Annotated in this window: 17 protein-coding genes, 1 tRNA gene and 2 pseudogenes; 16 read left to right on the plus strand and 4 right to left on the minus strand. The window is 46.1% G+C overall.

All coding sequences use genetic code 11. From position 1 onward, the window contains the following. Positions 1-262 (minus strand): annotated as a pseudogene (locus tag FCL48_RS06600) (hypothetical protein); the annotation flags it as partial. A 364-nt stretch (positions 263-626) separates the two neighbouring features. On the opposite strand from FCL48_RS06600, the gene FCL48_RS06605 reads away from it, so the two are divergent. The 4 genes and pseudogenes from FCL48_RS06605 (at position 627) to FCL48_RS06620 (ending at position 4,614) form a co-directional block, all read left to right on the plus strand. Further along, the gene (locus tag FCL48_RS06605) at positions 627-1,022 is read left to right on the plus strand and encodes an RNA-binding S4 domain-containing protein (RefSeq protein ID WP_136871475.1); all 396 of its coding nucleotides are present in this window, start codon (positions 627-629) and stop codon (positions 1,020-1,022) included. A 9-nt stretch (positions 1,023-1,031) separates the two neighbouring features. Continuing rightward, a pseudogene (locus tag FCL48_RS06610) lies at positions 1,032-1,607 on the plus strand (IMP cyclohydrolase); the annotation flags it as partial. 47 nt (positions 1,608-1,654) lie between these two features. Then, positions 1,655-2,239, plus strand: a complete 585-nt coding sequence (locus FCL48_RS06615) for a formyltransferase family protein (RefSeq protein ID WP_136871477.1) — start codon at positions 1,655-1,657, stop codon at positions 2,237-2,239. A 113-nt stretch (positions 2,240-2,352) separates the two neighbouring features. Then, positions 2,353-4,614, plus strand: a complete 2,262-nt coding sequence (locus tag FCL48_RS06620) for a peptidase U32 family protein (protein ID WP_136871478.1) — start codon at positions 2,353-2,355, stop codon at positions 4,612-4,614. Positions 4,615-4,634: 20 nt separating this feature from the next. On the opposite strand, the gene FCL48_RS06625 is transcribed toward FCL48_RS06620, so the two are convergent. Further along, positions 4,635-5,732, minus strand: a complete 1,098-nt coding sequence (locus tag FCL48_RS06625) for a cyclic nucleotide-binding domain-containing protein (protein ID WP_136871479.1) — start codon at positions 5,730-5,732, stop codon at positions 4,635-4,637. Between the two features lie 326 nt (positions 5,733-6,058). Between FCL48_RS06625 and rpsT the strand changes: the two genes are divergently transcribed. The 6 genes from rpsT to FCL48_RS06655 all read left to right on the plus strand — a co-directional run bounded on the left by rpsT (position 6,059) and on the right by FCL48_RS06655 (position 11,270). Continuing rightward, positions 6,059-6,331 carry a 30S ribosomal protein S20 gene (gene rpsT / locus FCL48_RS06630; protein ID WP_136871480.1) on the plus strand — a complete coding sequence of 91 codons (273 nt, stop codon included), beginning with the start codon at positions 6,059-6,061 and terminating at the stop codon, positions 6,329-6,331. A 261-nt stretch (positions 6,332-6,592) separates the two neighbouring features. Next, positions 6,593-8,098, plus strand: coding sequence for an anthranilate synthase component I (trpE, locus tag FCL48_RS06635; RefSeq protein ID WP_136871481.1), 1,506 nt, complete (start codon positions 6,593-6,595; stop codon positions 8,096-8,098). 2 nt (positions 8,099-8,100) lie between these two features. Further along, entirely contained in the window at positions 8,101-8,706 is a 606-nt protein-coding gene (locus FCL48_RS06640; RefSeq protein ID WP_136871482.1) for an aminodeoxychorismate/anthranilate synthase component II, read from the plus strand. Between the two features lie 54 nt (positions 8,707-8,760). Then, on the plus strand, positions 8,761-9,795 hold the full coding sequence (gene trpD, locus FCL48_RS06645) for an anthranilate phosphoribosyltransferase (protein ID WP_136871483.1): 1,035 nt from the start codon (positions 8,761-8,763) through the stop codon (positions 9,793-9,795). A gap of 37 nt (positions 9,796-9,832) precedes the next feature. Next, positions 9,833-10,612 carry an indole-3-glycerol phosphate synthase TrpC gene (gene trpC / locus FCL48_RS06650; protein WP_136871484.1) on the plus strand — a complete coding sequence of 260 codons (780 nt, stop codon included), beginning with the start codon at positions 9,833-9,835 and terminating at the stop codon, positions 10,610-10,612. Positions 10,613-10,616: 4 nt separating this feature from the next. Beyond that, positions 10,617-11,270 (plus strand): phosphoribosylanthranilate isomerase, encoded by a 654-nt coding sequence (locus FCL48_RS06655; RefSeq protein ID WP_136871485.1) that lies wholly within the window; start codon positions 10,617-10,619, stop codon positions 11,268-11,270. A gap of 3 nt (positions 11,271-11,273) precedes the next feature. Here the strand turns inward: FCL48_RS06655 and FCL48_RS25640 are convergent, their stop codons facing one another. Then, positions 11,274-12,047 (minus strand): septal ring lytic transglycosylase RlpA family protein, encoded by a 774-nt coding sequence (locus tag FCL48_RS25640; protein ID WP_136871486.1) that lies wholly within the window; start codon positions 12,045-12,047, stop codon positions 11,274-11,276. 6 nt (positions 12,048-12,053) lie between these two features. After that, positions 12,054-13,514, minus strand: coding sequence for a cytochrome c3 family protein (locus FCL48_RS06665; protein WP_136871487.1), 1,461 nt, complete (start codon positions 13,512-13,514; stop codon positions 12,054-12,056). A 195-nt stretch (positions 13,515-13,709) separates the two neighbouring features. On the opposite strand from FCL48_RS06665, the gene FCL48_RS06670 reads away from it, so the two are divergent. The 6 genes from FCL48_RS06670 to FCL48_RS06695 all read left to right on the plus strand — a co-directional run bounded on the left by FCL48_RS06670 (position 13,710) and on the right by FCL48_RS06695 (position 16,759). Then, a tRNA-Thr gene (locus FCL48_RS06670) sits at positions 13,710-13,785 on the plus strand. A 394-nt stretch (positions 13,786-14,179) separates the two neighbouring features. Continuing rightward, complete coding sequence (locus tag FCL48_RS06675) at positions 14,180-14,788, plus strand: Abi family protein (RefSeq protein WP_136871488.1); 609 nt, start codon at positions 14,180-14,182, stop codon at positions 14,786-14,788. Between the two features lie 35 nt (positions 14,789-14,823). Continuing rightward, the gene (locus FCL48_RS06680; protein WP_136871489.1) at positions 14,824-15,231 is read left to right on the plus strand and encodes a hypothetical protein; all 408 of its coding nucleotides are present in this window, start codon (positions 14,824-14,826) and stop codon (positions 15,229-15,231) included. 174 nt (positions 15,232-15,405) lie between these two features. Further along, positions 15,406-15,768 carry a PEGA domain-containing protein gene (locus FCL48_RS06685; RefSeq protein ID WP_136871490.1) on the plus strand — a complete coding sequence of 121 codons (363 nt, stop codon included), beginning with the start codon at positions 15,406-15,408 and terminating at the stop codon, positions 15,766-15,768. A 14-nt stretch (positions 15,769-15,782) separates the two neighbouring features. Further along, positions 15,783-16,142, plus strand: coding sequence for a hypothetical protein (locus FCL48_RS06690; RefSeq protein ID WP_136871491.1), 360 nt, complete (start codon positions 15,783-15,785; stop codon positions 16,140-16,142). A gap of 14 nt (positions 16,143-16,156) precedes the next feature. Then, the gene (locus tag FCL48_RS06695; RefSeq protein ID WP_136871492.1) at positions 16,157-16,759 is read left to right on the plus strand and encodes an OmpA family protein; all 603 of its coding nucleotides are present in this window, start codon (positions 16,157-16,159) and stop codon (positions 16,757-16,759) included. The last annotated feature ends 18 nt before the right edge of the window (positions 16,760-16,777 follow it).

The following is a 16,777-nucleotide window of genomic DNA, read 5'->3' on the forward strand; positions in this document are numbered from 1 at the left end:
AATGCAGGTTTTGCGGTTCTTTTTGTCGCTGTTTGTCAAAAGCAAGAAGGGATGGGTGCTTCAACTGAAACACTGCCAGGCCGGACATCAGTGCATCACCCAGTGAGATTGTGCAATTGGCACCTCTGTTGTCAGGGATTTGTTGAAAATCCTTGTGTACTGCTGCAAACAGGCTATCGGCATTAAGATGTTTTCTCACTTTTCGTTGGGCAGTTGTGGTTGGTCTTGTCGCATTGGTCGAATTGTAGCTTTTTGATTTCATCGTTTTCTCCTATGTATTTATTTGGAATCACATAGAAAAAACGATTTTTCACTAGCAGCTTTGTCAAGTATAAAATGGCATAGCCGGAAAGTTTTTTATACTATATTTTTCAGTGTTTATACCTCATAAAAGTTGCAAAAGTTTACGAAAGAGCTTTTTAATATATTAAGTTATTTCAAATATATAACTTTTGAGCGGGAATTGCTGTAATATTTCCATGGTGTCTGCTTGTCGGCAGGTGTTGTTTGGCGGAAAATGGGTTCTCCGCTGGTGCCTTCGCTCTATTAATGGTATAAATGTGCCGCTGGTATCTTACTTTTATAACAGGCGTTTTACGCCTTAGGACACAGATCAGTAAAAACATATGGAAAATGACAATTCTGCACTGCGAGTGGATAAATGGCTGTGGGCTGCACGTTTTTTTAAAACACGTTCCATGGCGGCAAAGGCGGTAAGTGGTGGAAAGGTGCATCTGAACGGCTCCAGGGTTAAAGCTTCCCGTACCGTTGCAATTGGCGATCAACTGGTTATCACTATCGGTGTCATGTCGTTTCATGTGGTGGTCTTGGGACTGTCCGGTTACAGGCGACCGGCAAAAGAAGCTCAACTGCTCTACAAGGAATCGGAAGAGAGTATCAAAACGAGACAGGAAGAGAGAGAGCTGCGTCGTATGGCAAATCAGGGATATGTTGCGCCGGGAACAAAGCCGACAAAGCGTGACAGAAGAAAAATAATATCCTTTACGAGAAAGGATGAATAGGAGTCGATTATGGGTAAAGTAGAAAGGGCGTTGATCAGTTTGACAGATAAATCCGGAATTGAAGGTTTTGCCAGCGAGCTCGCAGGGCTTGGAATCGAGCTGCTTTCAACCGGTGGTACTGCCAAAAAACTAAGAGACGCAGGGCTCAAAGTCATGGATGTCTCTGAATTTACCGGTTTTCCGGAGATGCTTGATGGTCGCGTGAAGACATTGCACCCCAAGGTGCATGGGGGGATTCTCAATCAGAGAGAGAATGAGGACCACAAGCGTCAATGTGCAGAGCATGGTTTGAAGAATATCGATATTATTGCCGTCAATCTTTATGCCTTTAACAAAACCGTAGAAGATCCAGACTGTAGCCTCGCTGATGCCATCGAAAATATTGATATCGGTGGCCCAACCATGCTTCGTGCTGCGGCCAAAAACTTTCAGGATGTAACCGTCATTGTAGATCCTGCTGATTACCCCAGAGTTATTCAGGAGATCAGGGAAAATGGGAATACAACGCTGAAAACCAGGTTCTATCTCATGAAAAAAGTCTATGCCCTGACCGCCTCCTACGATACCGCTATTTCTGCCTGGCTCGAAAAAGTAGATGTGGATGCCAACAGTTATTTTGACGGAGAGTAATCATGCTAAAGATGGCAGTATTGCTCTCAGGTAGCGGGCGGACACTGGATAATTTTCATGAACGAATCGAAGATGGGCGTCTGCGGGCTAAAATAGAGGTGGTTATCTCAAATGTCCCCGGGGTTCTTGGTCTGGAAAAAGCAGAAAAGTATGGTTACCCCGCTTTTTGTGAAAGCGATGATGAAAAAATAAACGAAATCATCGGCCGCTACGATATCGATATAGTTTGTTTAGCGGGGTATCTGAAACTGTATATGCCACCACAAAACCTGTTGAGGCGGGTAATTAACATCCATCCTTCGCTGATCCCAAGTTTTTGCGGGGACGGATTTTATGGCCACCACGTGCATGACAACGTGAAAAAACGAGGCTGTACTGTAAGCGGCTGTACTGTCCATTTTGCCAATGAAAACTACGATGAGGGTCCGATCATACTGCAACGGGCCGTTGATCTCGACTACGACGACGATGCAGACACCATTGCCGCAAAGGTTTTTGCCATTGAGTGCGAGGCATTTCCTGAGGCGATAAACCGGGTGGCAGACAAGGGTGTGGACTTTTTCTGGAACAGGATAGGAACAGAATAAAAACTTTTCAGGGTTGCAGAAAATGGATCTCAGATCCAAAGAGTATCTCCATAACGAAGACGTACCACTGCTGTATAGGACATTTCAGTCCACATGAATAAGACACATGCTCTATGAGCTCTTTAGTGTCGAGGGTTGTAAAAGCAAAACAAATGAGTGATATCGAATTATTAGCACCGGTCGGCACAATAGAGACGTTTCATGCAGCACTGGATGGTGGCGCTGACGCCATATATGTAGGGGCGCCGGGATTCAATGCCAGAAATCCTGCAAAGCCTCTTCAACTCGACGAGATCGGGGCGATGACCCAGCACTGCCATGGGCTTGGGAAAAAACTCTATGTCGCTGCAAACTCGGTAATTTTTGAAAGAGAACTTGGTGATGTGATTGAAAAACTCAGTCTCTTTCAAGAGTTGCAGGTCGATGCACTTATTGTTCAGGATCTGGGCCTTTTGCAACTGGTAAGAAAATATTTCCCAAAACTTGCTCTCCATGGCTCTACACTGATGACTGTACATAACTCAGATGGTGTTCGGTTTCTGGGAGAGCGTGGTTGCGAGCGTGTTGTGGTCGCCCGGGAACTTACCCTAAAAGAAATAGAAACGATAGCGGGTAAGAGAGGAGATGTTGAGCTTGAGGTCTTTATTCACGGGGCCATGTGCTTTTCGTTTTCCGGTCTTTGCCTCTTCTCGTCGTATCTCGGGGGGAAAAGCAGCCTGAGAGGGCGCTGCGTTCAACCCTGCCGCCGCGCCTATAGCAGTGGGGCAAAGGGCGGGGCCAAAGGCAAGACCAAGGGCAGTGAGTCGAGTCGTTACCTTTTTTCCATGAATGATCTGACGGGCCTTGCGGTAGTGCCGGCCCTGAAAGACTTGGGGATATCTTCTCTTAAGATTGAAGGCCGGCTTCGCTCGGCGCATTATGTTCAATCTATCGTTGAAGCATACAGGATGGTGATCGATGCAGACAACGACAATATCGAGCAGGTTCTTGTCAAAGCCGAAGCAATGGCAGAACAGGCCATGGGGAGAAAGACAAGCTCAGGGTATTTTTTTACACCTCAACCCCTTGAGGCAATTACACCCTACCATTCCGGGAATATGGGGACCCATCTCGGCCGTTTCAGTGCTGTGAAAAAAGCGGGAGACGATCTGATATGCAGGTTTGTTGTCAAGTCGCCCATTGGAGTAGGGGATCGCCTACGGCTCCATATCGAGCCGGGTGGTGAGCGTATTGCATTTCGTTTGAACTCCATTTTTGTAACCGGTGAAAAAAGGGATGCAGGCCAGGTGGGAGAAAAGGTATCCATAGGTTTGCCGCAAGGTTTTGAGGTGCCCGATGGCGGTCGTGTTGAGGTGTATAAGGTTGACGGCGCAAATAGTGGGGCGACCGGGACAAAGGGATTGCCGCTCAAGCGTGTGGCCGAAGAGCTGAAAGAAAAGAGACGGTTGGTACAACAATACGTCAACCTTGTAAAAGATGAGGTTTGCGCTGACATGAGCGATGTCGAAGGTGCTGGTGAGAGTAAGCTGCCATCCCATCCTGCCAGCCAGGCGTATCATTCCAGTCACCGAAAGATCAGAAAAAAAGTTGGTATAGAGTGGTGGCTTAAAACAGATTCCGTAAAGTTGGTGCTTGGCACACTGCCCTATAGCCCGGATCGGTTTTTATTGCCGTTTGAAAAACAGCTGCTCAGTCAGGTTAGCCAGATAAAAAAAGGTCTGGGCAGCCGCTCGAGAATGGTCACCTGGGCTTTGCCGCCACTTGTCATGGAAAATGATCTTGGCAGGATGAGAAAACAGATCAATCTCTTGATACGTACTGGATTCCGTTCGTTTCAAATTGGACATGTGAGTCAGGTTCTCTTGTTTAAAGGTGAAAAGGTGCATTTATTTGCAGACTACACCCTAAATATCAACAATAGTCAGGCGGTAAGAGAGCTTGCGGCAATTGGTGTCGAGCAGACACAGGTTGGTATTGAACTGGATAAACAGACACTCCACCAGCTATTAAACGGCGTGGCCAGCAGGGGGGGTGGGAAAAAGGTGACGTTGGGTGCCTATGTGTATGGAGCGCCTGCTCTGTATACCTCAAGGATTGCTGCAAAGCATTTTCAATATGAACAGCTTATACAGAGTCCCAAAAAAGAGCTGTACCTGATCCGCAAAAAAGAAGGCTACACCCAGACCTTTCCTGAAAAACCGTTGTCGCTGCTTCCCTACCTGCCGGAGCTGAAAGAAGCGGGCATCCGTTATGCTGTCGTTGATATCTGCGGGCAGGATTCCAAGCGTGGTCTGGAAGAGCTAGCTGACAGGCTTGCCAATAATGGCAGGTACTCAAAATTGCCTACCTTTAACTATCTTGGTGTTTTGGAGTAACGGTTGTTTTGGAGTCAGGGCTAATTTGTTCTCGGCCCTTTGTTCTCATCAAGCCTGCGCATTCCTTCCATCAGAAGCTTCATGAAAAAGCCGATTTCAGGAGTATCGAAATCATCCTGGGATATTCCCGGGGTGAAACGAAATCGGCCGGACTCCTCTTTGAGTATTTCGTAAAACGCCATATCTCCCACATGGGTATGGTATTTCGCCTTGATGAGAGCACCCTGTCTGAAGGAGAATCGTGCTGTTCCCTTGGTGAGGTTGTTGATAGTCAGGATTCCTGTTTTATGGTTCATGTTGAGGGTCTGGAAGAGCGCTTCTGCAGGGATCTCTTTGAGGTCACCGACAATTCCCGAACTGAGGTCCTGGGCGCGGATAGCATTCGACTTGTTCAGTCGCTCCGCCATGATTCTTGAAAAGTACAGCTGAATATCCGGATAGATATCGAGGATTTTGTGAAAATTTGGCTGATCGATGTCCAGAATGGTTGCCTCGTTTTTCACCTGTATTGTTGCAGTTACGGCGTCATTACATATGAGGCTCATTTCACCGAAGACCTCACCTTTGTCCAGCACGGAGATGATAATTCCGGCGTCGTTGAGCACATTGACACTGCCTGATGCGATGATGAAGAGTTTTCCTCCCGGGTCTCCTTTACGGATGACGATATCCCCAGGTTTATATTTTTTGAGATTAAAGAAGCCGACAACTCTGTCGAGGTTCTTTTCTTCAATATTTTTAAAAAATGGAAAGGTTGAGAGAAGGTGCATCATAGATCCGATTTCATCGGATAGAGTATTTTCTTCCTGGCCGTAGAGTGATTTATCTTTTTTGTATTCAAGTCGAATGGAACCTGTACAGCCGGAGCAAGCCAGCATGCAGACCGGAATCTTATCACTTCTCTCATAGTTGATTATGAGTTTGCTCAGGTCTCCATCGAGGATTCTGCAGTTTCTCTTCCCCGGCGGGTGGGTAATAATGGTGGTGGTGATAACACTGTTGTTGGTGGCATTCTTAAGTGGAATTGCTATTCCCGAGAGTTCAAAGGTGTCGTTATATTTATAGAGCGGACAGCTGTTGTTTTCAGTGATGGTGAAGATTATTTTAGGAAATCCCATTGTTTTGCCTTTTGGGGAATCGATAGTTGATTTTCTGTATATTTACAAACAGAGATTCAATTGTATTGTTGCAAGTACAGCATATCGTAACAGTCAATGGCGTGTCAAATTTGTACGACCGGTTCAGCTGATGATCTATCTTGACTAAAGCCGTACGATAACTGTTGACTTTATAGAAATCTTGCATTATAAATTGCTCTCTTTATTTTATTAACTACTAATGTTCCGCCTCGAAATTGCTTCCAGGATGCTCTGAGGGCGGGCATTGATGATACAAGATATCTAACTATACGAATAGACAAGATAATAACAGGAGGAGTATTTTCGTGGCAAATCATAAATCCGCAGAAAAAAGAAATCGTCAGGCTCAGGCTGCCCGTTTACGCAACAAAATGAACAAGAAGAGAATGAAGACTGCAATTCGTAAACTTGATGAAGCCGTAACTGCTGGTTCCGCGGATGAAGCCAAGGTCGCTCTTCACGCTGCAACCATTGTTATTGCCAAGACTGCAAGCAAGGGAACCATTCACAAGAAAAATGCATCCCGCAAAATTTCACGTCTTGCAAAACGTGTTAATGCGATGACTACTGCCGCATAATCCCTCGATTATCCCAGGTAGGTTGGAGCTTTTTCAACTGCAGGAAATATAAAGGCCATGGAACGCAATGTTCTATGGCCTTTTTTCTTTTACACTTTTCGTCGTAACGAGAGATAATCATCTCTCGCATTTCTTTTGCCTTATTGAGGCGCTTTATCTGCTAAGATACTGGACAAAACAGGCAAACAGCTGGTATGTTGCATCTTTTGTGACCAATTGTCAGGTGGATGAGATGAACGATGTAAGCCTTTCCGAGAAGATATGCCAAAAGTAAAATATTCCCCCGCTAGAGAGAAATTTGCCGAAGACAGAGCGGTTTCAAAATTGATCCCGATATGTACAGAGATTATCGCGGATCTTGATACCCCGCTTACGCTGTTTGCGAAAATTGCAGATGAAGGTGACCATGTCTTTTTATTTGAGAGTATGGAGGGGGGTGAAAAATGGGGGCGATATTCCTTTATTGGCTACGACCCTTTGGTGACGTTTTCTTCTCTTGGAGACCGGGTCACTGTTGCTGAGGCCAGAACAGGACTTGAAAATTCCACGACCTTTACCTCCGATCCGCTGGTTGCTCTAAAGGATATGATTGAGGGTTTTAATGCCGCTGAGTACGATTTTCTGCCTAAATTCTGCGGAGGTGCGGTTGGCTCTCTTGGCTATGATATGGTCCGCTTCATGGAAAATCTCCCTGATCATCGGGCGGCCTCGGATCTTCCTGATTCGGCGTTTATGATTCCCCGTATTGTTCTGGTGCATGATAGTTTTAAACAGACGGTCACCGTTGTCTGCTGGGTGCAGACGGACAATGACGATACAAGCGAAACCCTCTATGAGCAGGCCATCGAGGGTATTTCACATGTCATTGAAAAAATAAAAAAGCCCGTTGACAGCAAGCTGTTTGAAGAGGGCGGCAAAGGCCTTGATACACCCCACACCTTCACTTCAAATATGGATAAGGCTCAATTTGGCGAGATGGTCGAAACTGCCAAAGAGTACATCAGGGCAGGCGATATCATTCAGGTGGTTTTATCCCAAAGGTTTCATACTACAACGGAGCTTTCACCACTGGTTTTGTACCGGGCGTTGAGACATATCAATCCAAGTCCATACCTGTTTTACCTGCAACATGGTGATCTTGTTCAGATAGGCTCTTCCCCTGAAATACTTGTTCGAAAAGAAGGGCGGAACATTGAACTCAGGCCTATTGCCGGAACGCGCAAAAGAGGTAGAACCGCAGAAGAAGATCTTGCCCTTGAAAAAGAACTGCTGGCAGATCCCAAGGAACGGGCCGAACATATGATGCTGGTTGACCTCGGGCGCAATGACGTCGGCCGGGTGGCAAAGGGGGGCTATGTAAGGGTTGAAGACTTACTCGTTATCGAGAGATATAGCCATGTCATGCATATTGTTTCTGGCGTTCACGGGGTCATTGATGATGGCAAGGACCAGTTTGATGTTATGTCCGCATGTTTTCCAGCCGGAACGGTAAGTGGTGCGCCCAAGATCAGGGCCATGGAGATCATTGATGAACTCGAACCGGAGAAACGGGGGGCATATGCCGGCTCTGTAGGGTATTTTGGTTTCTCGGGTAATATGGATTTTTGTATTACAATCAGGACATTCGTGATGAAAGGAAAGGATCTCTGGATTCAGGCTGGTGCAGGCATTGTTGCAGACTCCGATCCGGTAAGCGAGTTTGAAGAGACCGTGAATAAGTCACTTGGTTTGCGTCGTGCAGTTGAACTTGCAGAGAAGGGTTTTTAGAGATGATTGTTATTATAGATAATTACGATTCTTTTACGTATAACATTGTACAGACCATTGCCTCCAATGCCCGCGAGGAAAACCGGGTTGAAGATATCAGGGTATATCGAAACGACAAGATAACTATTGCCGAAATAGAGGCCCAGAAACCTGATCGGTTAATGATTTCTCCTGGCCCCAAGTCTCCCAAGGAGGCTGGAATATCTGTTGAAGCGATACAATACTTTGCCGGAAAGGTTCCAATACTCGGTGTTTGTTTAGGACACCAGTCCATTGGTGAGTGCTTCGGAGGTTCTGTTGTCCGGGCACGGCGCCTTATGCATGGTAAAACAAGCCCAATGAACCATGATGGCAAGGGTGTTTTCACCGGCTTACCCAAACCGTTTGACGGAATGCGTTACCACTCCCTCATTGTTGAAGAAACCGATTTACCGGCTTGTCTTGAGATTACCTGCAGAACCGATGAGGGGGAGTTAATGGGCCTTCGTCACAGGGAACTCTCCATTGAAGGTGTTCAGTTTCATCCAGAGTCAATCTTGACCCCGGCAGGGATTACTCTCCTGAAAAATTTTATGAGTGATGGGTATCCGGAAATGCTGAGAGGGTAGGGGCTACCGTCTCCATTATTGTAAAAAAAATACAGAACAAGGCGTATGACATATATGAATATCAAACAGGCCATAGGCGAGGTAATTACTGGAAAAGACCTGACTGAGACCCAGATGGTTTCAGTTATGAATGAGATCATGTCCGGTGCTGCAACGGAAGCTCAGATAGGCAGTTTTATCACCGCTCTTCGGATGAAAGGCGAGACCATTGATGAAATCGTCGGTGCAGTGCGGGTTATGCGGGAAAAAGCCACCTTTGTCGATACCGGCGTCGATACAAAGAGCGGTGAAGTGCTCATGGACATCGTTGGTACAGGTGGGGATGGTTCCGGGACGTTTAACGTCTCTACAACCACGGCTTTTGTTGTGGCAGGTGCGGGGGTGACTGTGGCCAAACATGGCAACCGAGCTGTCTCTTCCAGTTGCGGAAGCGCCGATGTCCTTGAGGCATTGGGCGTTGATCTCAGCCTTGGTGTCGATGCAGTTTCAAAGTGTGTGCGCAGTGTTGGCATAGGCTTTCTCTTTGCCCCGATGCTTCATGGTGCAATGAAATATGCCATAGGTCCACGCAGAGAGATTGGTATCCGCTCCATTTTCAATATTCTTGGACCAATGACAAATCCAGCAGGAGCCAATGTGCAGTTGACAGGGGTTTTTGCCAAAGAACTTACCACAACCCTTGCTGAAGTCCTGGTTCGCCTGGGAATGCGTCATACCCTGGTTGTCTGGGGTGAAGGAAATATGGATGAACTGACGGTGACAGGCACATCATATGTTGCAGAAGGAAGAGACGGTAAGGTGACGAATTACAGCATAGAACCTGAAGATTTCGGACTGGCACGCGCAGGTCTTGCTGATATCAAGGGTGGAGCTACCGCAGAGGAAGCAGCAGAGCAGGTACGGCAGGTTCTCTCAGGACAACCTGGCGCAAAGCTTGATATGGTTCTGCTCAATGCAGGGGCTGCACTTTTTGCCGCCGGAAACGCAAGCAACATCAAAGAGGGTGTGGAACTCGCCCGTACAGTCATTGACTCCGGCGCTGCTTTTGAAAAACTGAATAAGCTGGTTGCCTTCAGTTCACAGCAATAAAGGCTGTTTTGTCTTAGGTAAAGGTATAAAACGTAAAATGGCACAGATATTAGACACAATAGTTGCAACCAAGAAAAAAGAAGTGGCAGCTCTTAAAAGCCGGGGAATTCATCTGCCAAAAGGCTATGAAGGAATTCAGATAAACCCGCCCCGAGGTTTTAGAAATGCACTGCTCAATTATCCAGGGGTTTCTATAATCGCCGAGGTGAAAAAAGCCTCACCTTCAAAAGGTGTTATTTGCGAAAATTTTGACCCAGTTGAAATAGCAAAAAATTATCAAAAAAACGGGGCGCAGGCGGTTTCAGTGCTGACTGATGTCGACTATTTTCAAGGTTCGCTGCTCTACATGATGCAGGTGCGTGAATCCATTGCCCTGCCGGTATTACGAAAAGATTTTATCATAGATGCACTGCAGATACAGGAGGCACATCTGCACGGGGCCGATGCGATTCTTCTCATTGCAGCGATTCTTGAGAGAAATCAGATTCAGGAATATCAGCATCAGGCCGCTGAGCTGGGAATGGATTGCCTGGTGGAAGTTCATGACGAACAAGAGACGGAAAAGGCTTTGGAGGCAGGCAGTCTTCTCATTGGGGTTAATAATCGAAATCTCAAAGATTTTTCGATGGATCTTGAGACAACCTTTCGCCTCAAGAAGATGATACCAGACGAAATCCCCGTCGTCAGCGAATCGGGCCTAAAGACCGAAGACGATTTTAAACGACTCCTCGATGAAGGGATCACTGCAGCCCTTGTCGGAGAGACGCTGATGCGCGCGGGATCGGGCAGTAATCTCCTCCATTCTCTGCGCGGCTAAGTCTATGGAATCAAGGCGAACACGGGTCAAAATCTGCGGCATTACCCGTATTGAAGATGCACTTTTTGCAGCAAACGCCGGTGTCGACGCCCTCGGTTTCATCTTTTATAATAAAAGTCCCCGTTCCATCGGTTTTGACAGAGCAAAAACAATTATTGACAGGCTTCCCCCATTTATCGATAGGGTGGGGGTTGTTGTTAACGCCCCTTTAGCTGATCTTGAAAAGGGCGTTGCAGTCGGTTTAAGCTGTTTACAACTCCATGGTGATGAATCCCCTGAGTATTGCAGGGAGGTAAAAAATGTTTTCCCTGCCTGTACTATTATCAAGGCCTTTCGTGTTGGAGATGAGAGCAGCGCTGCCGATTTTATCCCTTACAACGGTGTTGTGGATGCATTTCTTCTTGATACCTATGTCAAAGGGGCAAAGGGTGGCACGGGTGAGGTCTTTGACTGGGCTATCATAGAAAAGCTGGAGTTGCAGGTCCCTGTTCTTTTGGCGGGCGGTCTTGATCCTGACAATGTCAAGCAGGCGATGGAGTCGACGAACGTCTATGCACTTGATGTCAATTCAGGTGTGGAAGTCTCTCCTGGTGTGAAGGACCATGAGAAAATTGCTCGGCTGATGTCTGCTGTAATGCGTGTAAAGCAAGGGGAGTAGTTTTTATCTGGCGATGATAAAAGCGCCAACATAGCCACTTTCGAGAAGGGCCTTTTCAGCTCTTTCAGCAAGATGAATGTTTTTTCCTGCATATACCTGAACCCTGTAGAGGATGCTGTCCGGCCCGAAATATTTTTGAATCACCGTCGTGTGTCCAGCCTCTGTGAATCTTTCCTGCAATTTTAAAGCATTTATTTTTTGAGCAAACGCACCTATCTGTACATAGAATTCACCCGTCTCCAGATCGGCATAAACGAGATCTGAATCAAGACCGTCTTTTTTCCTCTTCTCTGCAAGAGCCACAACCTGAACGTTGGCTGTTCCATGATTGACAAGACCAATCTTTTTTGCAGCTGTGTAGCTTAAGTCAATAATTCTGCCCCTGACAAAAGGACCTCTGTCGTTGATTCTTACGACGGTCTTTCTACCATTGTCCAGGTTTTTGACCATCACCACGGTATTCATAGGCAGGGTTTTATGGGCCGCTGTCATGCCATGCATATCGTAGATTTCTCCGTTGGAAGTCCGTCTGCCATGAAAGTTTGGACCATACCACGAGGCTTTGCCCTGGGCTTCATATCCGTGAGCTGAGGGAATAGGATAATAGCGTTTGTTCTTTATCACATAAGGGGTTTGGGTGGCTGGACGGGTTACAGCCATTACATCTTCGGGGTATGAATGGGAGAGCAGGCAGACCAAAAAAGTCAAAACACCCAGGCGGGATAAGACCCGGCAATTGTTTGCTGTGATGAATTCAATATCTGGCAAACCTCGCATAATGGTTTATTGCTCTTTGGAGTTTTCGCCAACTGTGCTGATGGCTTTTGAGAGGTTCTCCTGGGCGAGAAACTGCTGAATGCGGGCCTCATAAAACAGACCTGCACTTCCCGTTGTATGGGGTGTGTAAGGACGAAGCCCATGGTCTTTGGCCTGGGACTGGATAGCGTCAAATGGAACCTCTTCATCCTCGGTCATCCAGGACAGTGCGTAATCAAGGCTTGGTCGTAGAACGGTAATTTGGCCATTATCGTCTCTACCAAGTATGATATTTTCCCATCTTCTCGTCAGATATGCTTTGAGCCAGATTCCCTTTGCTCTGGTACCGGTAAGTGTATCGGTCATCGCAATTGGAAGTTCATCTTTTGAGTAGTCAAGATTGTTGGTCAGGAGCTGTTCGATATCGTAGTTTCCCTGGACTGTGAGGGCGGAAAAATCCTCTATTTCATCGGAATCCAGTCGTAAAAATTGTCTTCCCCGGTCATCAAAGCTCCACTGTGCATGGCATGCCTGGCAGGAAATATTTTCAGATGTCGAAAAGTGCGCGGGATGCTGAAGGGTCGGGAGCGGGTGTTCGGTCGCTGATTTTGTTATCAGCACAAAGCCGATATCCTTTTTCACTACATTTTCTGGTCGTTGTTTTTCTAACTCTGTTTCGTCATGGCATCCCTTACAGGATGGTTTTTCACCTTGAAGCATCAGCTCATCTGCCAGATGACAATCAATACATGAAAGTCCTTTCTGCTGGTGGATGTCTGCGCTGAGCTGGTGGTATTCAATACCGTACGGTCTGAAATAATCGTTTTTAGTGGTATAGGGCGTTCTATACTCGGCGTTAAAATCATGCTCGAAACGGCCGTAATAGTCAAACCCAACATAGTTTCCATAGTGGCAGGAGAGACACTGTTCATCTTTTGGCGCACTGAAGGCATGACTGGTCATGGCAGATTCGTAAAAGGGGAGGTGGCAGGCAGCACATCCCTGTCCGTGCCCCGTTGAGGGGTAAGATTCACCAGAGTCGTAAAGATGACACTTAAAACAACGCAGTCGTAAGAGGTTGTCTGCAAGCTCCAGCTCGTTTTCCGGTTCTGGCCTGACAGGAGTATCTACAAAAGAGTTCAGCTCTGTCGTGGCGCCAAACGCTTTGCGAAACATATTGGTACTCTTATTGAGTGTATAGTGGAGTGAATCTTTTGTCTTCTCTACAATTTGCTGGTGGCAGGGAAGGCAAGCTCCTGCCATATGATCAGGATGGGCCGGGCGAGAAACCAGTCCAACATGGGCTTTTTCTTTATCCGCAACACCCTCAACGCCCTGGTGGCAGGTAGTACATTCAAAGCTGTGATTGGCGTCTAATTCCATTTTATGACAGGAGATACATTTGCCAAATTCCTTGTCGACGGATTCGCTGGTGTTACATCCAGAGAGTGCCGTGAGTATGAATAATGTGATAAAGACGCGAACCATTGTAATGATGGGCTGTACCTCAAGTTAATATTTGATATTCTGAAGGTTACTATACTATCTTGGTACTTTGGTAGGAAAAATTTTGATTTTTGTGGTTTTCATATATTTCATTATTGTTGAACTTTCAATAATTACCTGATATATACGCCTACTGTAAATTTGCATTGCATTTTCTCATTTAGAGCAAATCATTACGCCAGCATAGCTCAGTTGGTAGAGCGGCGCTCTCGTAAAGCGCAGGCCAGCAGTTCGATCCTGCTTGCTGGCTCCAATAACAACGGCTACTTAGGGGTATTTCCCTGGGTGGCCGTTTTGCTTTTCAAGGTGGGGTAGTTTCGTCCTAAACACCAACATCACTCTCAGTCAGAGCAGAGTCCATGTCTATTGGTGTTTATCGGAACTTCCACCTTAGGTGCTTATTTGTGGGAGTCATTTCAGATAAGTGGTATGGTGAAAAAGTTGTCGTTATACCTGTACCATATTGATATGCTGTCAAGAATAGTGTTGTTTACAGCGAAGATGTGACCTGTTGGATATAGAAGAGTATTGCAAAAAAAATGAGACATTCTTGTAATGATTGTACAACATAATTCTCGAACAACACCTCCCACGCATCTCGTTAGATCTGCGCACCCAGGGAGGTTACTTTTTTTAGGGGAGTTGTAATGCAGTTCACAAAGCCTGCAATGACGTTTGATGAACAGGTTGAATTGCTTGAGTCCCGTGGCATGGTGATTGGTGACATAGACAGGGCAAAGCATTATCTCTCCCATTTGAATTACTATCGTCTGGCTGCATATTTGCCTCCCTTCGAAGAAACACACTCTCCTCATAAATTTAAGACAGATACCCGTTTCGATACAGTTCTTGAGCATTACATTTTCGACCGTGAACTACGCCTTCTGGTTATGGATGCCTTAGAAAGAATCGAAGTACAGCGAGCGGCCAGAGAAGTTATGACAGAGGAAGAACTTGAGATTTTTGATCTGTTAAAAGAGGATACGCTCACGAAAAAGGAAAAACAAAGCGTTAAGCTTGCTGCTCTATGTTTACTCAAGAAGTTGAAGTATGCAAAAGACACCGTGCTTATTCAAGCATGGCATAAGGAATTACAAAGTCAGGAGCGAGTGAGGCGGGAGATCCAGCTTGTTCTCGGTGACACTCTTCCAGATTCATATAATCTTGATCTGTTTAGTCAGAAAATGGATGTTGTCTTTCAGCATTTGTATAACCAGGCAGAGCAGGGGATGGTTGTACCAGCCTATGCTTCTTGAACATTCCCGGTTGTTTTCAGGAGGGCATATTGTCAGTGGGTAAAATAACCTTGGTTGCAATCATATGGGGCCTGGTATTGCTCGGTCCACCGCAACTTGAGGCTGGAGAAACGATGCCAGAATCAGGTTGTACCGAATATGCACGGCAATGGATCAATCAGATAGAACAGCTACCAAAAGCTGATATCCTCATACGAAACGTTCATTCAGATTGTCAGTTCGCTGCAAAATGGATCAAGACGAATTCTAACAGTAGCAGTGCTGCAAGCTGGAATCGTACGTGTACTGATCTGGTTCTGATCTGGACCCACAAAAAATGTATTTATTACAGAGATTATATTGATCCCAGGACCTATGAACCCTGCAAGGAATGGACTCGAGTGATGTATCAGCACTGTACCGATCAGGACGTGCCCTTTTTTAATGTAAGTGGAGGAGAGTGAGATAGGATCTTCTTCAAAGAAGGGGGAATGTCCTTAGCCTGACGCTAGTAAAATCCGATTTCCATTGACGCCGCGTCAAATTTCTGGGAAAACTGCTTGTGTCTATCTTATGGGGTGGAGTGCATAACATTGAGTTTAAAACGAGAACCTAATAATAGTTAATGAGAGGTTGAAATGTCGCAAATCTGGAGTCTGATGGCAAAGAAAAGTCTGCTGATTACAGCAGCAGGTGCCATGCTTTTTTTATCCGGTTGTGCAGGGTCGACGCAGTTCGGTGCCGCTAAAATCAGCAGTGATCCTGAAGGTGCCGAAGTTGTAAACCTGAGAGACAACAGTCATCTGGGAACAACCCCCGTGAATGTATCGTTTGCAGGAGATGCAGGAACTTCGGAGTTTATGACCATACAACTGCGAAAACAGGGCTACATTGATAAGATCACTACCTTCTGGGTGAATAAAAGACACAAGACAGCCCTCGAAGCTGACGATAATGCGATTGATATAAGTGTCACTTTGGAAAAAACAGGAAACAATTAATGGAGATGTGGCATATGAAAACAGGCATTATGACAAAATTCGGGTTGTTGATAGCATTGCTGGGGTTGATTAGTCTCAATGGCTGCGCGTCAAACCAAAATATTAACCTGAACGTACACACTGAACCCGAAGGCGCGCATATTATATACCGTCTGGATAACAATCGCTGGACATACCTTGGTGTTACACCTCTGGATACCGTTGAGATTATTCACGAAGATGATCTCAGAGATAACCATACCTTCAGCATGAAAGCTATGCGCTGCGGCTATTTGGACCAGGGCAAGGAATGGACGGGCGATGAACTGCTCGAAGAAAATGATAACAAAGGTATGATTTTCTGGACTCCCCGGCTCATTAAAAATACTGAATAACAGCGAAACGACAAATGACAAAAACAAACATTATAAATACACTTCTCTGTTGTGTGTTAGCGACTTCTCTGCTCTCCGGTTGTGGTAAAAAATCTGTCAGTTCCGATGAAATATCACAGAGCCGAAAGCCGGAAGGACGTCTCATAGGAGATGGAGCCAGTCAATCGATTGAAGAAACTGATGGCAATTTTGGTATGGGTGAACTGGAATCTCTTGATAGAACCGGTACCCCTCTCAGTGCTGATAACATGAGCGAAGAACACAAACGCAAGTACGGCAGGTCGACTGGTCCGCTGATGCCGATCTATTTCGCTTTTGACAGTTCTTCAATCAACAGTACCCAGTTCGATAACCTCGGCAGCAACGGTCGTTATCTTCTGGAGAAAAAATCTCCCCGTCTGGTGATTGAGGGGAATTGCGATCAACGCGGCACCGCCGATTATAACCTGGCGCTTGGCGAACTCCGGGCGATCAGTGTGAAAAAATACCTGGCAAATCTTGGCGTTGATCCTGCTCAAATGACGACAACCAGCTATGGTTCACAACGGCCGCTCTTTCTGGGCAGTGATGAAGAATCCATGGCGGGTAATCGCAGAGTCGATCTGATACTGCCGTAAGGTGGTACCTGAGGTGAT

The organism is Desulforhopalus sp. IMCC35007, assembly GCF_005116575.1.
Lineage (GTDB): Bacteria > Desulfobacterota > Desulfobulbia > Desulfobulbales > Desulfocapsaceae > Desulforhopalus_A.